The organism is Kosakonia beeri, assembly GCF_054165705.1.
On record NZ_CM135106.1, the window covers coordinates 3,871,417 to 3,892,777 of the forward strand.

23 protein-coding genes and 1 tRNA gene are annotated in these 21,361 nt (G+C 47.2%); 12 read left to right on the top strand and 12 right to left on the bottom strand.

The features are described from left to right. The first annotated feature begins 592 nt into the window (after nt 1-592). The 4 genes from ACUY4S_RS18355 (at nt 593) to ACUY4S_RS18370 (ending at nt 5,774) form a co-directional block, all read left to right on the top strand. Nucleotides 593-1,504, top strand: coding sequence for a glycosyltransferase family 2 protein (locus ACUY4S_RS18355; RefSeq protein WP_458024230.1), 912 nt, complete (start codon nt 593-595; stop codon nt 1,502-1,504). A gap of 26 nt (nt 1,505-1,530) precedes the next feature. Next, entirely contained in the window at nt 1,531-3,015 is a 1,485-nt protein-coding gene (locus tag ACUY4S_RS18360) for a hypothetical protein (RefSeq protein WP_458024231.1), read from the top strand. A gap of 994 nt (nt 3,016-4,009) precedes the next feature. Further along, on the top strand, nt 4,010-5,212 hold the full coding sequence (locus ACUY4S_RS18365) for a site-specific integrase (protein ID WP_458023538.1): 1,203 nt from the start codon (nt 4,010-4,012) through the stop codon (nt 5,210-5,212). A gap of 106 nt (nt 5,213-5,318) precedes the next feature. Further along, nucleotides 5,319-5,774 carry a hypothetical protein gene (locus ACUY4S_RS18370; RefSeq protein ID WP_458023539.1) on the top strand — a complete coding sequence of 152 codons (456 nt, stop codon included), beginning with the start codon at nt 5,319-5,321 and terminating at the stop codon, nt 5,772-5,774. Between the two features lie 61 nt (nt 5,775-5,835). On the opposite strand, the gene ACUY4S_RS18375 is transcribed toward ACUY4S_RS18370, so the two are convergent. The 7 genes from ACUY4S_RS18375 to ACUY4S_RS18405 all read right to left on the bottom strand — a co-directional run bounded on the left by ACUY4S_RS18375 (nt 5,836) and on the right by ACUY4S_RS18405 (nt 11,001). After that, nucleotides 5,836-6,126, bottom strand: a complete 291-nt coding sequence (locus ACUY4S_RS18375; RefSeq protein ID WP_458023540.1) for a hypothetical protein — start codon at nt 6,124-6,126, stop codon at nt 5,836-5,838. Between the two features lie 152 nt (nt 6,127-6,278). After that, nucleotides 6,279-7,316, bottom strand: a complete 1,038-nt coding sequence (locus tag ACUY4S_RS18380) for a major capsid protein (RefSeq protein ID WP_458023541.1) — start codon at nt 7,314-7,316, stop codon at nt 6,279-6,281. Nucleotides 7,317-7,340: 24 nt separating this feature from the next. Next, complete coding sequence (locus ACUY4S_RS18385; protein WP_458023542.1) at nt 7,341-7,682, bottom strand: hypothetical protein; 342 nt, start codon at nt 7,680-7,682, stop codon at nt 7,341-7,343. Between the two features lie 668 nt (nt 7,683-8,350). Then, complete coding sequence (locus ACUY4S_RS18390; protein WP_064165078.1) at nt 8,351-8,749, bottom strand: hypothetical protein; 399 nt, start codon at nt 8,747-8,749, stop codon at nt 8,351-8,353. A gap of 102 nt (nt 8,750-8,851) precedes the next feature. Continuing rightward, nucleotides 8,852-9,400 carry a hypothetical protein gene (locus ACUY4S_RS18395; protein ID WP_148720161.1) on the bottom strand — a complete coding sequence of 183 codons (549 nt, stop codon included), beginning with the start codon at nt 9,398-9,400 and terminating at the stop codon, nt 8,852-8,854. Next, complete coding sequence (locus ACUY4S_RS18400; protein WP_458023543.1) at nt 9,397-10,272, bottom strand: hypothetical protein; 876 nt, start codon at nt 10,270-10,272, stop codon at nt 9,397-9,399. The genes ACUY4S_RS18395 and ACUY4S_RS18400 overlap by 4 nt, the downstream gene beginning before the upstream one ends. Nucleotides 10,273-10,554: 282 nt before the next feature. Then, nucleotides 10,555-11,001, bottom strand: a complete 447-nt coding sequence (locus ACUY4S_RS18405) for a hypothetical protein (RefSeq protein WP_458023544.1) — start codon at nt 10,999-11,001, stop codon at nt 10,555-10,557. Nucleotides 11,002-11,944: 943 nt separating this feature from the next. Between ACUY4S_RS18405 and ACUY4S_RS18410 the strand changes: the two genes are divergently transcribed. The 5 genes from ACUY4S_RS18410 to ACUY4S_RS18430 all read left to right on the top strand — a co-directional run bounded on the left by ACUY4S_RS18410 (nt 11,945) and on the right by ACUY4S_RS18430 (nt 14,893). After that, nucleotides 11,945-12,244, top strand: a complete 300-nt coding sequence (locus tag ACUY4S_RS18410; protein ID WP_180850317.1) for a hypothetical protein — start codon at nt 11,945-11,947, stop codon at nt 12,242-12,244. Between the two features lie 671 nt (nt 12,245-12,915). After that, nucleotides 12,916-13,467 (top strand): tyrosine-type recombinase/integrase, encoded by a 552-nt coding sequence (locus tag ACUY4S_RS18415; protein WP_162263557.1) that lies wholly within the window; start codon nt 12,916-12,918, stop codon nt 13,465-13,467. Nucleotides 13,468-13,485: 18 nt separating this feature from the next. Next, the gene (locus ACUY4S_RS18420) at nt 13,486-13,710 is read left to right on the top strand and encodes a hypothetical protein (protein ID WP_162263558.1); all 225 of its coding nucleotides are present in this window, start codon (nt 13,486-13,488) and stop codon (nt 13,708-13,710) included. A gap of 135 nt (nt 13,711-13,845) precedes the next feature. Further along, a complete protein-coding gene (locus tag ACUY4S_RS18425; protein ID WP_162263559.1) occupies nt 13,846-14,361 on the top strand; it encodes a hypothetical protein in 516 nt (171 codons plus the stop codon). Nucleotides 14,362-14,503: 142 nt separating this feature from the next. Beyond that, entirely contained in the window at nt 14,504-14,893 is a 390-nt protein-coding gene (locus tag ACUY4S_RS18430; RefSeq protein ID WP_162264019.1) for a hypothetical protein, read from the top strand. Between the two features lie 85 nt (nt 14,894-14,978). On the opposite strand, the gene ACUY4S_RS18435 is transcribed toward ACUY4S_RS18430, so the two are convergent. Continuing rightward, the gene (locus tag ACUY4S_RS18435; RefSeq protein WP_162263561.1) at nt 14,979-15,389 is read right to left on the bottom strand and encodes a hypothetical protein; all 411 of its coding nucleotides are present in this window, start codon (nt 15,387-15,389) and stop codon (nt 14,979-14,981) included. Nucleotides 15,390-15,681: 292 nt separating this feature from the next. Between ACUY4S_RS18435 and ACUY4S_RS18440 the strand changes: the two genes are divergently transcribed. After that, nucleotides 15,682-16,038: a hypothetical protein gene (locus tag ACUY4S_RS18440; RefSeq protein ID WP_458023545.1), complete on the top strand. Its 357-nt coding sequence runs from the start codon at nt 15,682-15,684 to the stop codon at nt 16,036-16,038. A 13-nt stretch (nt 16,039-16,051) separates the two neighbouring features. Then, nucleotides 16,052-16,393: a hypothetical protein gene (locus tag ACUY4S_RS18445; protein ID WP_162263563.1), complete on the top strand. Its 342-nt coding sequence runs from the start codon at nt 16,052-16,054 to the stop codon at nt 16,391-16,393. A 129-nt stretch (nt 16,394-16,522) separates the two neighbouring features. On the opposite strand, the gene ACUY4S_RS18450 is transcribed toward ACUY4S_RS18445, so the two are convergent. From ACUY4S_RS18450 to proB, 4 genes are all read right to left on the bottom strand, one after another. Next, nucleotides 16,523-16,675, bottom strand: coding sequence for a hypothetical protein (locus ACUY4S_RS18450; RefSeq protein ID WP_191997239.1), 153 nt, complete (start codon nt 16,673-16,675; stop codon nt 16,523-16,525). Nucleotides 16,676-17,340: 665 nt separating this feature from the next. Then, nucleotides 17,341-17,416 (bottom strand) — tRNA-Thr (locus ACUY4S_RS18455). A gap of 111 nt (nt 17,417-17,527) precedes the next feature. Then, nucleotides 17,528-18,781 (bottom strand): glutamate-5-semialdehyde dehydrogenase, encoded by a 1,254-nt coding sequence (gene proA / locus ACUY4S_RS18460; protein ID WP_312688859.1) that lies wholly within the window; start codon nt 18,779-18,781, stop codon nt 17,528-17,530. Between the two features lie 11 nt (nt 18,782-18,792). Continuing rightward, complete coding sequence (gene proB / locus ACUY4S_RS18465; RefSeq protein ID WP_458023546.1) at nt 18,793-19,896, bottom strand: glutamate 5-kinase; 1,104 nt, start codon at nt 19,894-19,896, stop codon at nt 18,793-18,795. Between the two features lie 300 nt (nt 19,897-20,196). Here proB and phoE point away from each other — a divergent pair, with 300 nt between their 5' ends. Continuing rightward, the gene (gene phoE / locus ACUY4S_RS18470) at nt 20,197-21,270 is read left to right on the top strand and encodes a phosphoporin PhoE (RefSeq protein WP_312688855.1); all 1,074 of its coding nucleotides are present in this window, start codon (nt 20,197-20,199) and stop codon (nt 21,268-21,270) included. The last annotated feature ends 91 nt before the right edge of the window (nt 21,271-21,361 follow it).

Consider the following 21,361-nt stretch of genomic DNA (forward strand, 5'->3'; position numbering starts at 1 on the left):
CCCTTTGTGATTTAGCGGATAACAGCAACACCAGCCTATGAATCCCTGCTGACCACAACACAAATTAACTTTTAAAAAACAATCAGTTAAATACTGAACACGATAAGTATTACGAGAACAATGCGGCGCTGTTACCCATGGCCAAACAACTAATGTAGAGATGGATCAATAAGTTTACTCTTAAAGCTTAATCTTTGGTTTAGAGTAATTTATACTTCGTAACCTTAACTCACATTTTCTCCTCATTTTATGCACAACATGTCTATCTCTAACGTATCGCGACCTCTCTTTTTGACATGGTTTTTGGTCATCCCTTCGGTAATGCGTGTGTATAAGTCAGACGCCATAAGGGACTCCTCTGTGGCATTCCATAGTCCTGGTACAAATGTGGCTAAAGTGAGATCCAATTTTTTTAAGATGTTTCATCTGTAAGTGATGAATATGTTTAAACACCCGTCGGCTATCGGTTGGATAACCAGAAAGAAAATAAAAGGCACAATATTTTTTTCGAAAAGAAGTTCATATCTTAATCATTTGGACTTAGCAGATTTTTACTCAAAGATGCAACGCTCACTGCATTTAGGGATGATAAATGAAGATTTCTTTGATTGTTCCAGTTTTTAATGAAGAAGATGCAATCCCAATTTTTTATAACGAGGTCCGAAAATTTGAAGAACTCAAAAAATATGAAGTAGAAATTGTTTTCATTAATGATGGTAGCACTGATGCTACAGAAACGTTAATTAATGCACTTGCTGTTTCTGACGAATTGGTATTACCACTGTCTTTCACTCGAAACTTTGGAAAAGAACCCGCGCTTTTTGCCGGACTTGATTACGCTACGGGCGACGCCGTTATTCCTATTGATGTTGATCTTCAAGATCCTATTGAAGTCATCCCACATATGATTGAGAAGTGGCTGGCGGGCGCAGATATGGTGCTGGCAAAACGCGTTGATCGTTCTACCGACGGGCGGCTGAAACGCAAAACTGCAGAGTGGTTCTACACAATTCATAATCTAATAAGCCGCCCAGGCATTGAAGAAAATGTGGGAGATTTTCGTTTAATGTCACGAGACGTTGTCGAAAATATAAAAAAAATGCCTGAAAACAATCTCTTTATGAAGGGTATTCTTTCCTGGGTTGGCGGTCGCACGGAAGTCGTTGAGTATATCCGTGCCGAACGTGTCGCAGGAAACACCAAATTCAATGGCTGGAAACTCTGGAATCTTGCACTTGAGGGTATTACCAGCTTTTCAACAGTCCCGCTTCGCATTTGGAGTTATATTGGTCTTATTGTTGCAGCCATGTCTTTCATTTATGGAGTATGGATGATTATCGATAAGATATTTTTTGGCAATGAAGTTCCTGGCTACCCTTCAATATTAGTTTCGATACTTTTCCTTGGCGGCGTGCAATTAATTGGAATCGGTGTTTTAGGTGAATACATAGGAAGAATATATATTGAGACGAAGAAAAGACCCAGATATTTAGTTAAAAAATAAACCATAAATTCTCACAAGGCATAAAAATGTTTACGGAAAGACAAAATAAGTTTGTATTATATATTTTGATATCATTGATAACCAGCATAACATTATATTTCTTTTTAATTGCACACCCCACTGTGATTATCTCAGGAGATGACTGGGGGAACTTAATTGTTAAACGAGGCTTATATCCTCAATGGGGAATTGCGAACCCTATAAAGGTTATGCCAGAAGTCTCTTATCCGTTACTTGCAAGAATATCGATATTAATTATTATGCCGTTTGGCTTTGATTTTCTTAGAGCATTCTCAATTCTTACTGCAATATTTATCACCATTTTAATATCCGCTTTCTTCTTTCAACTCTATCTTTTATTAAAAAACACAATAAATATTGATAATGTTAGATCAGCTGTTATAAGTTTCCTTGTTTATATGTTAGTTTTTTCTTTATTCAGAGAATCAGGGAATCATGAGAGCCTATATATGTTGTGGGAAGTTAACATCACCTGCTTCTATCATTATATAGCGCCAGCTTTAATCAACTCCACACTAGTCTTATACATTATTAGAAATGAAAAATCACTCTCTATTAACTCGCTTAAAGAAAGAGGTTTTTTATTCACTACCATTTTGTTTCTGATAACATATCTCTGTATTTTTTCGAGCATGTTCGCAAACATAATTCTGGCAGTTGCTTGCGGTGTTTTTTTATTAATCTCACTCTATAAAAATAAATTCCACCTCTCCAAAACTGTTAGGGAAATGCCTTTACAGATCCTCTCGTTGATAATGTGGATGATCGCGGTCATTTTCGAAGCTAACGGTGGAAGGGCTAAAGGCTTAGGTGGCGGGAAGCTCGATATAAAAGGGTCAATCAATGTCTTCATAGAAACAATTGATAAGATTCAGCCGCTCTATTTGTATGCCTTTGCGGCTTTATTGATTATGGGCTTTGTTATATCCATCCGTTCCTTGAGAGATAACAACAACAAAAACAGTGCACTATTATATTTAATATCTTTGTCTTCTGCGTTGCTAACACTACTCGCTGTTATCCTGTTATCATCCAAGGCTGGAAGTTATTATGCAGCAAGACCTGTTGTATTATGGGGCATATTTTTATATTCAGTGATAGCGGCAACTGTTTCATTTAAAATGATTTTTAAAAGCCATAAGATTAGCACTATTGCCTTGTTATTCGCAGTCATTCCTGTTGCGTATAGTAATACCATGCATGAGTCAACACTTAAGCAATCCATCAACCTTAATCTCGACTACAATACGGCTTCATTGATAAGCCAGAGCATAATTGATCAAGTTGTTAAAGCAGAGAAGGAAAATAAGAAGGAGGTAGTAGTTATTGTTCCTAAAGGTGATAATAACGATAACTGGCCTTTTCCAGTTTACGAGGGGGCATTTATTAGCGGAGCGTTGAAGATGCATAAGATTATTCAGAATGATATCCCTATTAAAATACAACCTGATCCATCGATCAATGAGCGCTTATCAATACCTTTGCAATAATTTCATCATGGTGGGGGCAACCCCACCATGTAAAATAAAGATCTCCACTTGTTTGATACGTTAACTAATCAGCTCTCTGTTGCTCAACATGCCTCAATGTCAGAGGAGGTGCTTCATGCATCTCTGTATCGAAAGTACTGACGAGAGAACAGAAATGGAAAACTGAAGTGTTCATTTGTGAAGAGAGGGATCTGTCGCAACGTTGTACCAATTATCCATTTCAGCCTGCACTTATCAGGCACAGCACCCGCAACTGATGTTCATCTCTCCCGGCATATCCCTGAACTGGCACTGGAACGCAGGCGTTTTAGTTATTGGCAGATATGAAATAACATGATTGACGAATTTTGTCTTGGATAGTGATCCAGCGTAGCAGGAATATGTTTCTTACCCGGGCAGGGCCCAAATTTGCCTGCCAGGCATGAGATCAGTTTGCATTGTATACGGCGTGGAAATGGGAGCAATCCCGCCGGTAAGCCAACACAGGATGTCTTTATTAAAATTTTTAACGGTTGTTGAGGCAAGAAATGTCTTAATGAGCACTGTTTCAGCCTGGTTTTTTATGCAAGAGAAATTATAAGCGCATGGCGGCAGGACTATAACGAATGCCAGCCTCTTCCTTTGTAGGATTAGCCGATGCTTTAGAATGTGCTGTTGGACAGAGAAATGAAGAGATTGTGTGTAAATCAACCGAAATTACTACCTGAGTGCTGTACTAAATCTTCGGGGAAGCTCATTTTCATTCGGAAAAGAATATTTGCCGCAATATTGCCACACACAGCGCGCAAATGTTTAACAAAGCAAAACACCGTACGGGTAACTCTTTGTATTTACGAGAAAAGATGGTGCCGATAATAGGAGTCGAACCTACGACCTTCTATTCCAATGACTGGCTGCGCAAGTCATTGATTCTTCGAATCGAATACGCTGTCACTGATAATCGGTACTAACACAACCAGTAGTAGTTGCCCCTGAATCTTAGATCGGGGTGAACATGAAATACAAGCCGAATTCGTACTTAGTCAGAGAAAGATCATCGTGTTATGCGGTCAAAGTATCTTTGCCGCTTTATATGCGTTCCTTGTTTGGGAATCGAACAGCGTTCATGCGTTCAACTGGCACGACAGATATTCGGGAAGCCCGAGTCATTCGTGACCGTATAATGTATGAATTTTTCACCATCCGTGATCGACTGAAACCAAAGCCACACGGAAATTGTGTTGATCGCGTCCTGAACGAACTACGCCAGGTTGACCAATACGTCACCCAAAATGTGGGGATCGACTTCGCCACTGCTCGTGTGTGTCCTTCCCTTATCCAACTGCGGGATGAATTCATTGTCCAACACAGTGACAGGCGCAAGCTGTCTACTCTGAGCAAGTACATCAAGGCCGTGGAGGTGTTCACGGCGCATTTCAGGTGCAAGGATTTCCGCCTGCACGAGATCAACAGAACGATGGTGACTGACTGGCTCGACAACGCAAAACTTGAACGGGCAACACAGACACTGGCAAATTATTTGGGCTGCTTGTCCCAACTGGTGGCGCTGGCCCAGAACCGCTACCACGATGCGCCAAAAGAGAACGTCTTCACAGCCCATAAGCTGGATGTGCGTCATGATCGTGAGAGTTACGAGCCATTCAGCGGTGATGAACTGGCGCAGGTTGTGGATTTGCTTGATCAGGAGATGAAGGACGTCGCGTTGGTGGGGATGTATACCGGGATGCGGCTTAACGAAATTTGTTCGCTCCAGATAGACAATATCAAGACGGTAGAGGGGATCTGGTGTTTCGAGGTGACAGAGGGTAAGACGCGAAATGCTGCTCGCCTGGTTCCCATTCATAGCGCGTTGCAAATTCTCGTTAAACGGCTTATCCAGAACAATCACAGCGGCTTCCTGTTCTACCATGCCAGCATAACTGAACGTGCTGACGGGAAGCGATCTACGTGGCATACGCAGCGTTTCACGAGGGCCAAACGTAAGGCTTTGGGAGAGGAAGGGACGGAGCGGAAAGTGTTTCACAGCTTGCGGGGAATGTTTATCAACCAACTTGATCGCGGCGGCGTCCCCGAAGACAGGATCGCTCTGATTGTGGGTCACGAACGCGGGAAAACTGAATCATTTCGCACATATAGCAAGGGTGCGGGGATGGAGGAGTTATCAAAATATGTCGAGATGGTGAGTTACAAAATGTAAACAATATGGAAATTGTTACTTTCAATGCAGAATTTAGGAAGACAACGAGGGAATATCATAGTAAATTTTATCATCATGTGAAATTAATATTTAACTGGGAATCGTAATGTTTTCAAAATTATTTGGAAAAAAAGACAAACCTAAACAGTCCCCTCAGGAGTTAATGGCTACATCTTACAACTCGTTAATTAGTAAACTTGAAGTTTTTGTGCGCAATAAAATAGAAGCAAAAGAAATTGCTACACATCTCTATAATGATGGGGTAAGTAATTATATTGAATCCCATTTCAATCAAGGCATTAAAAAAACAATTGACGATATCAATCTTGATTATCTACCGGAGAGAACTGGTCAATTTATTTCGCGTCTAAAGCAGCAACAAAAGGATTTATTCGCAGGAAAAATCGACTTTGATGATTTGATAAAAGACTCTGTCAGCTTAGATTTTGATATTGTAAATAAATTCATTAAAGAATCACTTGGCGATATTGATGATCATGAAATAAAACTTGGCATAACTCTGGCTGTTATAAACAAACTAGTTCACGACTGGGAACTATAAATTATATCAAACGATTAATTTCTTGCACGAAAAAAAACAACCGGACGGTTTCCCGTCCGGTTTAACGTGTGGTATTGGTATTACTTGTGATGCTGGCAGTGCAGGCAGCGAGTAATGCGGCTGCATTTTTCTCTGATAGCGTGGCTAGTACATCCCGCTGCTTTTTGATCGCAGCAAAATGCAAAATTGCCGCTTCGAGTCCCGAATTCGCCACGCGCGAGAGGAATGTACTCCTCTTAACATCTAGCGCCCGACATAGCTGACTGATATTAATGATGCCCGCGTCATCAAGAGTCTTAACGTTCATACTCAGCAACTGCGCGTTGCCCATACCCAGAATCTTCAATTGCATATTTTTACCTCTCCAAGTACAGCCCGCTTGACGCGGGTTAACTTCGTTAACGTCGCCATTGCGACGCTGGGAAAATGACGGAGGGGCCGAGGATGGCCCCCAAAGCCGTTAGCCCCTGGGGTCTTATCCCGTTGGACTGTTACCTCGCCTGATTACGAAGCATCGTTAGTGATGGCAGTTACCAGATCCGGGCGGTAGCAAATCGGCAACAGGCTGAACTCACTTGATAGCGTAATGTTCTTATACGCATCGGTGCTGCTATAGATGCGGAAGTCCACCACGTCAGCAAAGGCGAGTTCCAGGTTGCGGCTTGTCGGGCCTACCAAATTGGTAAATGGTGATGCCTGATCAGCACTTAACGGCTTCTCGAAGACCGGAACCATGAAACCTTGATCTGCCCCGATGCCGTAGAAATCGGTATCGGACATCTCGACCACGGTCACGTTATCCAGGACGTAATAGCTGAATGCCGGGTTGATCTCTTTATTGAATACCAGACCATCAGGATCAAGGACACCGTACTGCACAAGCTGGCGAACCGATGGATTAAAACGCAGCTTCTTGAACAGGTTGGAACCCGCGAACAGGTAGATGCCTTTCAGCAGAGAAGTAAGACCACCCATGCGGCGTTTCATGGCACTGACCTCTTCGGACAGGGATTCTAACGGATCAGCAGCAACCCCCGTGTAGATGATCCCGGTGCTCTGGTCATACCCGAACTCTTCGGACCAATCCAAGGTTGGTCCGTCGGCGGTGTACTGCATATCGGTGACACGATGACGGAACAGGCTTTCAGCAAACATGCGTTCACGAGTCGCAGCAAAGCGTTCATAGTGAGCCAGGCTTTTAGCAGTCACAGCATCCAGCACGCTGGCCTGTAGCGGCGATCCGATTTTACGGAATGGCTGCACGTCTGCTGCCGTGATCACATCCTGCGTAGGGAACAGAGGAAGCTCGATCAGATGGTTAGCTGCTTTTGGCTTCGGTGTGCTTCCCCATTCGCTGGAAAAGCGATTCGCTGCTGGGGCGATGGTGTCAGCCTGAGCATTAAGGATGTCCAGACTGGTTTTAAACTGGTCAGTAACGTCACGCTGGAAAATGTTCAGGTTGGTTAAGATACGGTTGCGAGCCGGAACGTTAGCAAAAGTCGAACTGTAATCGACGTATGAAAAATCTTTTGTTAGAGCCATGTTGTGATTTCCTTATCGGTTGGATTATTTGTCGGCAAGGGCAATACGAACATTGCCGGATTTAGTCAGGGCGGCAATTGCCGCCGCGCCCACGGTCGCGCCCATAACGGCGGTCACCGTTTCAGGTCTGATGTAAATTAAGCGATCGGCCACAATAATGTTGGCATCGTCGCCCGCGCGGTGGTGGCTCAGAACCAGCAGGCAATCATCACCTGAGGTGTAAGCAGTGCCGTCTGACTTGATGCAGGAGCCTGGTTGTACTTCTACGGCCAGGGTTGGGATGTTAATGGTCTTGCGGTCAAAGTTGCCGCTGACGTGACTAGTAATCACATCGTTATACGTGAGTTGGGATTCGCCCATTTTCATAAAAGTCACTCCATAAAGTTGTTGTTTGCTGGCCTGTAGGCTTTGGCCTTTCGGGCCGTATCGTCAGAATTGACGGCGTGCGAGTACAAAAGAGGTCGCCACTGGCGACCTTCCTCTATTTGTTTCTGCATCAGAAAAAAGGCGGGCGGCGAAGATACCGCCCCTGAGGAGCAACGAGGATCTTTATCGTTATTTTTCTGAGAGATGGGAATGTGCAGCGCCCTCTACGGGCGTTAGCTCTGCTAACCCGGCTTTACCGGGCTGGAATAAGGGAGCGACAACGGCGGGAGGCCTCTGAATCCCTACGCCGTGCGCTCGTGCCAGTTATCATCATGGCAAGATGGCCCGGAGGAGAGCCGGGACTTATTGCGGTTGTTAGACCGCTGGCAAACCCCATCGCGGAAGGCTAATACCACGGCAGAGGAATAAGCGGCGCTGGAAAGCAAAGATGGCCCGTGCGAGGTATCAAGGAGCCAGCGCCTGAGAGGAGATTAAATTACGTTCAATTGGCTGTAGTTCGCAGTAGACTCTTTCGAATCTATTAATCACCTTATATATAATTTTAACACGTTATTATTTAAATTGCAATCAGAATTTGCGTTAAATTTGTTGACTTCTAATTTCATCTGTGAATGCAAAGAAGGAAGGCTTCCCTGCCCCCTTTATCATTAGCCCTGTATTATACCCGCCCCGCCCGGTTTATCTTGGTCAGGCAGTGGCTCTGACGGGATCACGTAGGAGTACGCAGCCGGATCGGCGGCGACGATCTCCCGGCATTTGGAGCGAGCACGAGCTAACGCCGCTTCGTCCACAACATGGGGAGTAAAGACACCTGCCCCAGCGCCCAGCGTCTTCATGATACGTTTGGCCTTTTGTTTAGTGTTGGCAACTGGCGCGACTGCTGGCGCTGGCTTCGTTGATGGTTGCCAATAGGGATGGCGGATTAAATAGTCATCCACGGCGTTTTTTACATTCTGTTTGAGCTGTTCGGTTTCCATCTGTTCGATGGTGCGCCCGTTCATGGCTGCGGCTATGGAATCGCGAACGGTTTTGAGCAAGTTTTTCATTTTTGTTTTTATTCCTTAATAGGATAACCAGCCCGTCACGGGCGCAACGATACGCCAGCCATGCAACGGGCAGGTATGGTAAAAGGTCTATGAGGTTCAAGGTCAGGCCGTCGCGGTCTGGCTCGCTGTTGTGGTTTGTTGGCTTTTTCTAACGCGGCGAACAGGATTGATCTGAATAGACCGCGATTTGCTTGTAGCTTTTCGGACCACAACCTGCCGATATTCAACATACAGCGGATCATCGTGCTCCGGCATCCGTGGAGCCATTGCGGCATTGGTAACGCCATTCTGCCGAAGTGACAACACCACTGTATAAAGCGGCAATCCCAGCGCTTGGCAGACCTCCGCGAGCGTTGCGCCTTCGCTCCACATGGTGTGGATTAATCTGCCGTTGTTCGGGTTCGCAAATCGGCGGCAGCGGCTGTTATAGCTGTTTTCGTACAGCTCCTTCACTCGCTCAATCGGCAAACGCAGCAGGCAAGCCACTTTGCCCGGCGGGTAACCCGCTATAAGCATCCGTTTGCATCGCTGCATAACGTCGCCATCGCGGCAACGCCGCTTGTACAATCGCGTTAAATCGGGAAGGGGTTCTGGTTGATCTTCTTCTTGTTCGTTCTGGGTGGCGGTCAGCGCCTTGCGTTTATCAATCAATGTGCCCTCTGCGATTTAAAGTTTTTTTCTGCTTCCGCTTCTCTGATCTTGAGGTGTTCACCAATCAGATTATCAAGGCCAGCGCCTGATACACCCCATATTACGCCGTAGTTGGCAAGGCCATCATCACCAACATACGACCAGTGGCGGAGATCATCGAGTGGAGCTATAACCCGGCCTGCGGTTTCCTCTGGCTCTGGTTTCTCTCGTGGAAACGGTGGATCATCGTTGTATTCTTGGCATTCCTGCTCATCCTGGCTCATCTCATGACCACCATTGGTGAGATCATCGCTGCTACGGTCATTATCAGATTCCACGCTATAGCGCTGTCCAGCAGTAGACGTGGCAGACTCAGAGGCCAGGTCGGGACTCTGATCAGCGGGCGTACCTGCGGGCGCATCAGTGGACGGTGTAGCAGTTGATGGTGCCTGTTCTGCCTGCGTTGCAGCCTCTGCGGCCTTTTCATCGGTTTTTTTGCCCTTTTTGATCACCTTCCGTTTGCCAGGTGAAGGCGGAGTGACACCCAATGTAACAACGGAAGCAGGCGGGACCGCTACGTAATTGCTGGAGTTGACGTTACCGCGAACCTTGACGGTACCCTTTATCACCACTCTCGCAGCATCCAGCGCATTGAGCGCGTCGATCAGCGCCCTTTCGGATATTCCCATTTCCCAGGCGATGACGTTAGTATTGGTATGAATCGGATCATCATTGCCCCTGTTCTCATTCCCCTGGAATGTCCATATGTACGAGTAGATCAGTTTCATCAGAGGCGTGAATTTAATATCCCCTGCAGGGGTATGTAACTTCGTCATCCGGCGGACGCTGGTAGGAACCACGTCGTAATTTTTAGTTTTTGCTGCTGCACTCATTTTCTCTCCCAGTTTTTGGAATTAACGTATTTTCAATTAGCCGAACCAGGTACAGGCCGACTCCGATCCCCTCAGCCGCAGCGTTGGTGCGGATGATGGCGAACAGCTCAGGTGTGAATCGCAGATTAATCATTCAATTTTCCCCCTCCGTTGAGGCATACAGGTTCGCTCCTGCGATCACGGTTGTGCGATCAGGACTCTATCGGCCTGCATGGCCTTGATTTTTGGTTGGTTTGCCCTGTTTGAGGCAATTTGATTGGCCCGGCGTTGCGCCGGATGGGATCACGCTGTCGTAGCTGTCAGGAAGTTGCCCGCAACGCTGTAACCGTGTTGTTCCAGGTTCTCCACACCGTGGGTAGCGGCCAGGAACATGATCACCTGCTCGGGCGTCATATCGAGGTTGAGTTTCTCACGGTACAGGCGGCGGTAACCCTGGAGTACCGGGGCTAATATCTCAGTCAGGGACTGACCGTCAGCGTACTGGCGGGATAACGGCTTGAGGATCACCTTGACCGCACGAGCGCTTTTCGCTTTCCTCCGTTCCTGTTTCAGGATATGAAGTGCAACGGCAAGCTGCGGGTACTTAGCGTGGGCCGCATCAGCTCCACCATTTCTGGAGATGAAAGACCAAAGCGCGGTTTTGGTGTACGTACCGTACATGATGGCGTCTGCGATCTGCTCGCCTGTCATGGTGGCAGGGGTGATGCGTTGGGATTTCGGTTTGTTCATTTGGGTTCCTCCGTAGGATTGAAATTATCGGAGGGTCTGCGTGTACCCATTTAGTCAGGACTTTACACCGGGCGGTGATGACCTTAATTGTTGAAAGCCATGTTATCAGCAATGCAAGCATTTGTCAAGATAATATCACTTCGCCAATCTTACTATACTCTTATTTAAGGTTCAATGTCAAGGTCTTTTAAACGCGCTGTAAGCGATTCTGCGGGCGTCTGCCCCACACCCGCTACCTTCGTATGGTATGAGGTGTTTTAATCGCTCTACGGGCCTCCCGTGAAGCCTCAGATGGGTTGATACGATGAAGTTGGCACGGGATTTGCTTATCAGTCCAGACTTTCGCCCGGCCCCCCTCGCCGCCCCATTGACTCTGCGGGTTACACTCCTCGTGACAATGTTCCAAAGTTACTGCGCGGCTGTAGCCTTGCTGCCCAAAAGGTGGCGAGCCTGTTCGGTCAGAACAGGATAACGAGTCACCGCATGGGCGATGGATATCGCGAAGCGTGAAGCGTAGCGACTGAACAGAGACCAACAAACAGATAGCCATTGTGATGGCGATCTAAAAAGGTGTGGATGTTGACCTTGCGTAAGGTCTTCACGGCCAGGGAAGACCGCATAGGGTTTTACTGATCTAGTCAAAGGTTTTACTGATCTAGTTAATGATCTTAGTATACTGAACTTTCCTCAGTGGTCACCGCTGAACTTTCCTCAGTGGTTAATATGGATTTACCACCGAACTTTCCTCAGTGGTCAACGATGAACTCCGGTGATAATCACCTAGGTTACGCCTGCCATATCACCCACGCCACCCGGCGATCTTTTCTCAAAACAAATGCCATTAAATAGCCTATTAATAATGATCAAGTAGAACTAAATTCGCCGTAACCTGCCCTATTTCGCCCCGTCCAGGTGGCTATCCGCGTGCGGATGAGGTCAAGTTATGACCTTCGCTATGGTGGGAGTTATACAGTGGTATGCCCTGAGCGCCACGGCTGGCGCGGGTTCGTCAATTCTGTCTGCCAATATCGTGGCTTACCTGTGCATCGCGGTGCTAAACCGGATTCATTCACGACGCCCCATTTCGTTGAAAAAAAAATTCCTTCGCCAAAAAACCAGAAACGATGAGAATTGCCTCGCCTTTCAGCCCGATTTTAAGCTCATGGGATGCGTTCTGGAAGGCGCTATGATTGTGGTAATCAAGATTCAGATCGCGACGGCAAACGCCGCTAAGGGCTTCTGATGAAGCGTGGTAAGGGTTGCCGGATGGTGGAAGGGTTGAGGCCGGAAATGTTGTGGGATAAGACAAAGACCAGGGCCCGGAACCGGGACACATCGCCAGCGCTTGGCGTCATATGGGTGGGTAAACCTTGCTTATCAGGTAGAGGGAAAAGCGACGCCCTGAGTTAGGTCACACTATATTCAAGTGTGACCTAAGCAAGAGGACGAACAACCAACTTACTGAATTATAATAACTTTTATCGCATTATCGCCTCTGCCGCCGCCGTACCGTTGTTTTATGCAATCATCATGCGAATAAATATGCAGTAAATTTTAATTAAAATGCAAAAATCCGCATAGATTGACCCAGTTCAGCCAAGCGACTAGGAACCGGGCGAGGACTCGATAACTCAACCACCAAGATATTTTGAAATAATGTTTCATTTTAATTAAGCCAGCCAGACAGGCACTTAACCGTTCTTCGAGTCCAAAGATGCTAACCCTGCTCAGAGTCCGCAGGATGTTTTCCAGCCTACCAGTCTTCGGCATGGCCCTTGTCGGTGTGTCTCTCCGGCGGGGGTGGGTATACTCTCTACTTATTGTGACCTAATAAAAATGATCAAAAAAAACCTTTAAAATTATCATTTTGTGATCAATAATTCATTTGCTGGAACAATTACGGAGAAACAAATCATGGCAAAAACCAACGCGCCAACGCTGGAAGAGGCGGCAGCAATTGAGAAGGTTTTAAGGTATCGCAATGAGACCTACGCAGACGCCTGGGTGCTCAACCTCAACCTGGCGTTACGCATTAGTGATCTGTTGGCACTGACCTTTAAAGACGTTGCCGGGACGGAGATCCGCATCATAGAGAGCAAGACGAAAAAAGCGCGGGTTATCCCCATTAATGAAAAGGCGCGGGAGATTATCAACCGCCGCCGTGCGGCATATCCCGAAGATACTTTCCTGTTTCAGTCCCGATCTAACAGGGTGAAGAATAAGGCGGCAAAGCCAGTCTCTCGTGAGTCAGCCAGCAGGGCATTCAGTGAGGCCGGGGAAATGGTCACGGATAAAAACATCGGGACACACAGCGCCCGCAAGTGTCGCGGGCGGGCGTTGTGGGAACGTGGCGTACCTATCGAGACAATATCCAAAATGCTGAACCACAGCAGCCCGGCGGTCACCATGACGTACCTCGATATTACGCAAGACGAAGTGAATCAGACCTACGATCTGAACATTTAACAACATGGGGACGAGTAGATGAAAAAACGTACAACAACATTAACCTTGTTGGCCCTGCTTGCATGTCAGCCTGTGACAGCACACGCAGGCCGGATCACGATGCAACTCACTGAACAAGAGGAGACAGCAAACGGCAAAACTTTATGCCGCTATGAAAATTCCATTTACTCATTCAGCTATGTGACGAGGAGCAAGCATTGCCTCAGCGTGAAAACATTCGATACAGAGGATTCAGACGAATAAAACATGGAAAATGCCGAGCAAACTAGTATGTACACACGGTTCAATGTCAAGTATGAAAAGTTGCGGAAGCTATTGGCTTACTCCATGTTAAAGGTTATAAAATAGGAGTTATCTTATTAACAAGGTTAGGGAAAAATGAATTTCAAACGTGATGTTTTCGCCATTCTGCTTGCACTATTGCCGCTTGTTTTTGGGTTGTTGCCTCTGGACTATGAGACGAACAAAATCGCCTTTTACCTCGTCCCCTTTATCATAACTTCGATTGTAGTAGTTCTGGACATTTGGCATTCAAAAGAAGGTAAACCCCATGCTTTGATAGGGATAATAATTACACCTTTCTACCTTTGGAAGCGCTCACGGTGGCTTGTTCTGGTTTGGATTCTTGCTTTTGGTGGTGCATGGTTAATGAGTGAGTCCGATGTACAGAATCAGAACTTGGGGATCGCTTGCAATATCGTTTCTCAACTTGCCCATGACAAATATGGTAATCAGGCTGCTCAATGTGTCAGAGTTAAAGTTACTGAAAAAGTAACCAAAGAATTTTGGAAAGGAGTCGCGACTATGGATAACGGCAATGATCTTGATGTGACTATAAAATTCTCTGAGAGAGATGGTAGCCCATATTTATATGTAACTGCGCAAGGTTTATAATCTTTAGCTCTGACGAATACGGTAGAATCCATCCCGCGAACACCCGGCAGCATATTATCGATTCTGATCGCAGGAAGGTAATGCCGTTCACAATAATGGCGGGATGGATATTTGAAATTTGGATAAGGAACTTTGAAAGAATATGGTTAATAAAACAATAAAAAAAATTTGTGCTCAGATATTGATCGCTACGATACTTACATTACCTCAATTTGCTATAGCAAAAAGTCAGACTGAACTCTACAACGGAGCGAATGGAGAGAACGCTAAGTTGTATGGTAACAGCGTTGTTATTAGTGGAGTAGAAGACCTTCCAAGCAAATTTTCAGACCCTTTACGTTGTACAAAAGCTCAAGAGAAGCCACTTGATTCAGGCATTGATGGTCAGGGTCTTGCTTATGATGCATATCTCTATGATTGTGGAAATAACACCCCTATCCTTGTAAAAAGGATTGTTGACGGGCAATATGCTGGAAAGGTGATAGTTATCATTATTCCTAATTTCAGACAGATCTATCTGGGGCGAAAATAATACTGAATCTTACATTGCAGATATATTATTGATATTAATTAGAATGAACAATTAGAAAAAGGGCCAGTATCTGGCCCCTCCTTTTTCAACTTCCTCTGTTGTGAATTTCAACAAGTTTTTCAGCTACAGCCATTTGCTGCTCCATAAACGACGCACCTCGAGCTTCCATAGCCCCGGCATAATGCATTAGATTTCTCTGTAATTCCTCATGAAGCATAAGTTGTGAAGACATGATGATCGGCACACCTTCACGCTCTGCTAACTTCTCTACTCCATAGATAAATTCAGAAATCTTATCTCGATTACCCATCCATGAAGGAAGCCGTCCTCCCCCTGAGGTCACGTCTCTTGCTGACCGGAGCTTATCAGCATGATGCATTCTTGTTTTAGCCTTCATGTAACCTTGAAAAACAAGGAAAGCGATATACGCAACGATTGACAAGCCTGCGGTCGGCCAAGCCAGAACTAAAGCTACGATAAAAAGAATCGCTGTCATGAGAGAACCTTATGCATTACATTGTTAATATAAGAGATATGTCAACAAGTTATATCTGAAAAAAAAGCAATGGCATAGCCCCAAATTTTTGAGGTGCACTCGGGATCATTCTTGAGATTGCGATGCGGGGTATCTCTCGGTGAAGACAAGTTAAATCATGCTTAAAGATATTTGATACATCGATAGAACCAAAGTAAATCAGAAGCTAGACCTCACTCATTGATAAATGGCTCTTTGCTCTTACACATCCCCGCTGTAAAATGTTACTTTCTTTAACACTTCTGGACCATTTATGAAAAAAATACTCATCATTGCGCTTACGCTATTCTCATTGCCTGCATTTGCAGAAGAAGATCAGGGACTTGGAAAATACATTTGTGACATTCGTATCTCCAGCTTGGACACAGCCACCAAAATTCTCTCGAAAGCCGCAACAGTTATGGATAACGGAAACGACTTCATCGTTCAAATGCCTAACGGTGATCAGTTATATTCCCCAGACTTAGAAAGCATTGATGATGGATTGAAACAAAAAGCTGAAAAAGGTGGCGTGACCTTCATTCGCCGTCCAACCTTCGGCGATAGGTTCATTGTGGAAGATGCAAATACAGGGTTCTTCTATAAGATGCGCAACTGTGAGAAGAAATGAGGTAAGTCAGAGAATGAAAAAAATAGCACTGGCTTTACTGTGCCTTCTCCCTGGTCTCGCTTTTGCTGACGGCTATAAAGTTGTAACGAAAGATGGTGCCAGGTCTTTGACCTACTATGCAGGTCAAGCGACATACTCACAGCTCGGTAAAAAAATTAAATGCAAGTTTGATAAATCTCACAAAGGTATAGACAACTGGGGAGATGCTTACAACGTTGACGGTTTTAGCTGCACAAAAGACCTGTTTGTCGTAATTAAACTCTTAGTTGATTCGAATTCGAGAGCAATCATTGAAGTCGATCCTAAAACCGAAAAGAAAGAAGTTTTTCAAGTAGACAGCTATAAGCCGTATTAATATCTCTACTGGCAATTTCAGATAATAGCAATCATTTAGCGCAGTATTGGGCCAGCATAGCAGCGCCGGTTTTTGCGGAAGAAGTTAACGCATGGGCAGGGCGAGTCGGCCCTTTGTGGTTGGCTGCTATCAGATAAATTTTCTGGCCTCTGCGACCATTTTCAATTCCGCCTCTTCGGCCTTCTTCCGTTCAAGCCAGGCTTGCCCCTCTGGGGTCGCCAGGAACTTACGAGCGTGGATTTTACGGTTGTTGCGTTTGGTTGCTGCTGAATTCTTCGCCATGATTGCCTCCAGTTCGGCCCGCAGTTGGGCCACAAAGGCAGGCTATAAAAAAGCGCACTGATAAGTAAACCTGCAAAATGTCACTGAAAACGGGTTCGACACCCAATAGGTGACCATTACGTGCCGTGTTGGGCACATAAGGAAAGGCGGAGCGTAGCGACATCCGCAGTTAGCTCTTTTCCCTTCATAGGGAAGAACCAGCCATATGTGATCCCCTCGCGGGAATGATGATGCCTTGTCATGGCTTCTTATCAGGTAGCCGTTGTGATCCGGTGGCTGAAACCGTGGCAGAGCCGGATTCTTTCCCGATCCGGTTAGTCTTCCCAACATTACGCCTGTTTATTCGCTGCAACGTCATCTCGACGTGTTGCATCATGGAGCGCCGCACGAAGCGCGAGCCACATTGACAAGGGTTCTGGGAGAGGATTAGAGACGCTGGCAACGTCATCGGCTTCAAGTTGTTGGCGAAACGATGCGACGGTTCACACTTTGTACGTGTTTGAGCCTGGAAACGACACGCCGCTATGAGTTAACATCCCAATTGCCACTATTAACCACAGCGGCAACTGCTACTGAAAGAATCACTGAGAAAAAGATCCTATATCAAACAGTATAAAGCAGTGTTTATCACTGGATTTACTGGGTTTAATAGGATTTTGAAGTGTTGGTGCCGATAATAGGAGTCGAACCTACGACCTTCGCATTACGAATGCGCTGCTCTACCAACTGAGCTATATCGGCCCTGCGATGTGTCCACGAACGTGAATCACGGAGTAGAAGGTTAAAACTAAGAGGGGGATGCGTCAATGCCCTTGGGAATCAAACGGCTACTTTTGCATCACCCCTCTTCAATTAAGCACGAATGGTATCGTCGCCAAAACCGATCCACTTATAGGTCGTCAGCGCTTCCAGCCCCATTGGTCCACGGGCGTGGAGCTTCTGGGTACTCACAGCGACTTCCGCGCCCAGGCCAAACTGCCCGCCATCGGTAAAGCGTGTAGAGGCATTGACATAAACGGCAGATGAATCCACTTCATTCACAAAACGATTTGCATTGCTTAACGTCCTGGTGAGGATCGCATCAGAATGCTGCGTACCGTGCTGGCGAATATGCGTAATCGCGTCATCCAGATCGGCGACGATTTTCACGTTCAGATCCAGAGACAGAAACTCATCGTCATACTGTTCCGCTTTTACCGCTTCGACCTTTGCCGGGCCGTTTTGCAGCAACACCAGCGAAGGCTCATCAGCGTGAAGTGTTACCCCTTTTTCCGCCATCTGCTTGCTCAGTTCGGGCAAGAAACGCTGCGCGATGCCCTGATGCACCAGCAACGTTTCAACGGTGTTACAGGTGCTCGGGCGTTGGGTTTTGGCGTTCTCTATAATCTTCAGCGCCGGTTCGATTTCTGCTGACGCGTCCACCACGATATGACACACGCCAATACCGCCGGTGATCACCGGGATCGTTGACTGTTCGCGACACAGCTTGTGCAGACCAGCCCCACCGCGCGGGATCAACATGTCGATGTATTTATCCATACGCAGCATTTCATTCACCAGCGCGCGATCCGGGCTCTCAATCGCCTGTACCGCACCGGCAGGTAAGCCGCACTCTTCCAGTGCCTGCTGGATCACTTTTACCGTCGCAGCATTGGTGCGCCAGGTTTCTTTGCCACCGCGTAAAATGGCGGCATTACCGGTTTTGAGGCACAGCGAAGCGACGTCGACGGTGACATTCGGCCGCGCTTCATAAATCACGCCAACCACGCCCAACGGGACGCGGCGACGTTCGATACGCAGGCCGCTGTCCAGCAATCCCCCGTCGATCACCTGACCCACCGGATCCGCCAGCTTGCAAACCTGGCGCACATCGTCGGCGATGCTCTTTAAACGTGCCGGGTTCAGCGCCAGACGATCGAGCATGGCTTCACTCAATCCATTACGGCGAGCTTCCAGCAAATCCTGCTCATTGGCCTGCAGGATCTCTGCTGACTGCGATTCCAGATAATCGGCAATTTTTTCCAGCACACGGTTTTTTTCGCGGCTGGAGAGCAATGCCAGTTTGTATGACGCTGCCTTCGCAGCGATGCCCATCTCTTCCAGCATACTTCTGCTCCTTAACGGATGATCATATCGTCGCGGTGAACAGCGACCGGGCCATACTCATAGCCCAGAATGGCGTCGATCTGCTGTGAGTGTTGCCCCGCAATACGGCGCAGCGCATCGCTGTTGTAGCGGCTCACACCATGAGCAATGTCACGACCTTCAAGATTACGAATACGGATCACTTCACCACGGGAGAAATTGCCTGTCACGCTTTTAATGCCTTTTGGCAGCAGCGAGCTTCCGCGTTCCAGAATGGCCGCTGTCGCCCCTTCATCAACCGTAATTTCCCCTGCCGGCGGCGCGCCAAAGATCCAGCGTTTGCGGTTTTCCAGCGGCGATTCCTGCGCATGGAAATGGGTGCCCACAGCAATACCTTCCATCACATCGGCAATCACGCCGGGTTTACTGCCCGCAGCAATAATGGTGTCGATGCCGGCGCGGCAAGCCACGTCGGCGGCCTGCAATTTGGTGCCCATTCCGCCCGTCCCCAGGCCAGAAACGCTATCACCTGCAATGGCACGTAGCGCATCATCAATGCCGTAAACATCCTGAATCAGTTCGGCTTCAGGGTTATTGCGCGGATCGGCGGTAAACAGACCTTGTTGATCGGTCAGTAGCAGCAGCTTATCGGCACCGGCCAGGATCGCTGCCAGCGCAGAGAGGTTATCGTTGTCGCCCACTTTAATTTCAGCGGTAGCGACGGCGTCGTTTTCATTGATCACCGGTACGATATTGTTATCCAGCAAGGCACGCATCGTGTCGCGGGCGTTAAGAAAGCGTTCGCGATCTTCCATGTCGGCACGGGTCAGCAGCATCTGCCCCACATGAATGCCATAAATGGAAAACATCTGCTCCCAGAGCTGGATCAAACGGCTCTGCCCTACTGCGGCCAGCAGCTGTTTGGAGGCGATGGTCGCGGGTAGTTCCGGATAACCCAGATGCTCGCGCCCGGCGGCAATCGCCCCGGACGTCACAATTACAATACGATGCCCGGCGGCATGTTGCTGGGCGCACTGGCGCACCAGTTCCACAATATGGGCGCGGTTCAGGCGACGGGAACCGCCCGTTAAAACACTGGTGCCGAGTTTTACCACCAGCGTCTGGCTGTCACTCATGATTCTCTGCCGTTTTTTTAAGGAAATAATAGGAAAACCTGACGTAATCAGACGTTGTAACAGGAGTGAGGGCGCTTGCCAACTGCCAGTGTAAATAGCCCACCGGTTTGTTGCGCGGGATCAGCAAGCGTAGCGGCGCCATTTGACACTTTTATGGCAAACACAAAAAAACACACATATTTAAAAATATTCTGAATTTGTCATAAATCTTTAATTTCGCAGCGTTAAAACCCTTTCTGTTTTTTCACGGGGCGTAAAGGCCCAGCGAATATTAGCGCGTTAGTTAAATCAGGAATCAAAATGAAAAAGAGCACTCTGGCATTAATGGTGATGAGCGTTGTTGCGTCGGCTTCTTCTGTTCACGCAGCAGAAGTTTATAACAAAAACGGCAACAAACTGGACGTGTACGGCAAAGTAAAAGCCATGCACTACTTTAGCGATGATACCAGCAACGACGGTGACAAAACTTACGTGCGTTTCGGCTTCAAAGGCGAAACTCAGATTAACGATCAGCTGACCGGCTTTGGCCGTTGGGAAGCTGAGTTTGCGGGCAACAACGACGAGAGCACCTCTGGTCAGAAAACCCGTCTGGCATTTGCTGGTCTGAAAATCAAAGACTTCGGTTCAATCGACTACGGTCGTAACCTCGGCGTGCTGTACGATGTGGCTTCCGTAACGGATATGTTCCCGGAATTCGGCGGCGACTCTCTGACCCGTACCGACAACTTTATGACCAAACGCACCAGCGGCGTAGCGACTTACCGCAACACCGACTTCTTCGGTGCGGTTGATGGTCTGGATTTCACCCTGCAATACCAGGGTAAAAATGAAAACGGCCGTAGCAGCGTCATCAAGCAGAATGGCGACGGCTGGGGTACCTCTCTGGCGTATGACTTCGGCGGCAGCCCGGTCACTATCGTTGGCGCCTACGCTAACTCTGACCGTACCAACGCCCAGAACACCTCTCTGGCGCTGGGTCGCGGCGAGAACGCCGAAGCCTGGGCAACTGGCGTGAAATACGACGCCAATAACCTGTATATCGCCACCATGTACGGCGTGTCTTACAATATGACCCCGGTCAGCTCGTCTCTGGGTTTTGCGAACAAAGCGCAGAACTTTGAAGCGGTTGTCCAGTATCAGTTCGACTTCGGTCTGCGTCCGTCTGTGGGCTATGTCCTGACCAAAGGCAAAGACATGGAAAACGGTATTGGCGACGAAGATCTGGTGAATTACATCGACGTAGGCGCGACTTACTACTTCAATAAAAACTTCTCTGCGATGGTTGATTACAAAATCAACCAGCTTAAAGACGACAACAAACTGGGCCTCGCAAACGACGACGTCGTTGCCGTGGGCGTGACGTACCAGTTCTAAGTTATCTAACCTGTAACACCCTCGTTATATGGCATGCCCTCCGTTGAGGGCATGTTTTTATCCTGATTGAGGAAAACACTGGACGATGCCA

What these genes read in the sequence shown, in the direction of transcription:
- ACUY4S_RS18380 (WP_458023541.1), bottom strand. Translation starts at nt 7,316, where the DNA reads ATGGCTCTAACAAAAGATTTTTCATACGTCGATTACAGTTCGACTTTT.
- ACUY4S_RS18370 (WP_458023539.1), top strand. Translation starts at nt 5,319, where the DNA reads ATGTTTTCAAAATTATTTGGAAAAAAAGACAAACCTAAACAGTCCCCT.
- ACUY4S_RS18390 (WP_064165078.1), bottom strand. Translation starts at nt 8,749, where the DNA reads ATGAAAAACTTGCTCAAAACCGTTCGCGATTCCATAGCCGCAGCCATG.
- ACUY4S_RS18425 (WP_162263559.1), top strand. Translation starts at nt 13,846, where the DNA reads ATGAATTTCAAACGTGATGTTTTCGCCATTCTGCTTGCACTATTGCCG.
- ACUY4S_RS18420 (WP_162263558.1), top strand. Translation starts at nt 13,486, where the DNA reads ATGAAAAAACGTACAACAACATTAACCTTGTTGGCCCTGCTTGCATGT.
- proA (WP_312688859.1), bottom strand. Translation starts at nt 18,781, where the DNA reads ATGCTGGAAGAGATGGGCATCGCTGCGAAGGCAGCGTCATACAAACTG.
- ACUY4S_RS18410 (WP_180850317.1), top strand. Translation starts at nt 11,945, where the DNA reads ATGACCTTCGCTATGGTGGGAGTTATACAGTGGTATGCCCTGAGCGCC.
- ACUY4S_RS18435 (WP_162263561.1), bottom strand. Translation starts at nt 15,389, where the DNA reads ATGACAGCGATTCTTTTTATCGTAGCTTTAGTTCTGGCTTGGCCGACC.
- ACUY4S_RS18430 (WP_162264019.1), top strand. Translation starts at nt 14,504, where the DNA reads ATGGTTAATAAAACAATAAAAAAAATTTGTGCTCAGATATTGATCGCT.
- ACUY4S_RS18440 (WP_458023545.1), top strand. Translation starts at nt 15,682, where the DNA reads ATGAAAAAAATACTCATCATTGCGCTTACGCTATTCTCATTGCCTGCA.
- ACUY4S_RS18385 (WP_458023542.1), bottom strand. Translation starts at nt 7,682, where the DNA reads ATGAAAATGGGCGAATCCCAACTCACGTATAACGATGTGATTACTAGT.
- proB (WP_458023546.1), bottom strand. Translation starts at nt 19,896, where the DNA reads ATGAGTGACAGCCAGACGCTGGTGGTAAAACTCGGCACCAGTGTTTTA.
- ACUY4S_RS18445 (WP_162263563.1), top strand. Translation starts at nt 16,052, where the DNA reads ATGAAAAAAATAGCACTGGCTTTACTGTGCCTTCTCCCTGGTCTCGCT.
- phoE (WP_312688855.1), top strand. Translation starts at nt 20,197, where the DNA reads ATGAAAAAGAGCACTCTGGCATTAATGGTGATGAGCGTTGTTGCGTCG.
- ACUY4S_RS18375 (WP_458023540.1), bottom strand. Translation starts at nt 6,126, where the DNA reads ATGCAATTGAAGATTCTGGGTATGGGCAACGCGCAGTTGCTGAGTATG.
- ACUY4S_RS18355 (WP_458024230.1), top strand. Translation starts at nt 593, where the DNA reads ATGAAGATTTCTTTGATTGTTCCAGTTTTTAATGAAGAAGATGCAATC.
- ACUY4S_RS18400 (WP_458023543.1), bottom strand. Translation starts at nt 10,272, where the DNA reads ATGAGTGCAGCAGCAAAAACTAAAAATTACGACGTGGTTCCTACCAGC.
- ACUY4S_RS18405 (WP_458023544.1), bottom strand. Translation starts at nt 11,001, where the DNA reads ATGAACAAACCGAAATCCCAACGCATCACCCCTGCCACCATGACAGGC.
- ACUY4S_RS18450 (WP_191997239.1), bottom strand. Translation starts at nt 16,675, where the DNA reads ATGGCGAAGAATTCAGCAGCAACCAAACGCAACAACCGTAAAATCCAC.
- ACUY4S_RS18360 (WP_458024231.1), top strand. Translation starts at nt 1,531, where the DNA reads ATGTTTACGGAAAGACAAAATAAGTTTGTATTATATATTTTGATATCA.
- ACUY4S_RS18365 (WP_458023538.1), top strand. Translation starts at nt 4,010, where the DNA reads ATGAAATACAAGCCGAATTCGTACTTAGTCAGAGAAAGATCATCGTGT.
- ACUY4S_RS18415 (WP_162263557.1), top strand. Translation starts at nt 12,916, where the DNA reads ATGGCAAAAACCAACGCGCCAACGCTGGAAGAGGCGGCAGCAATTGAG.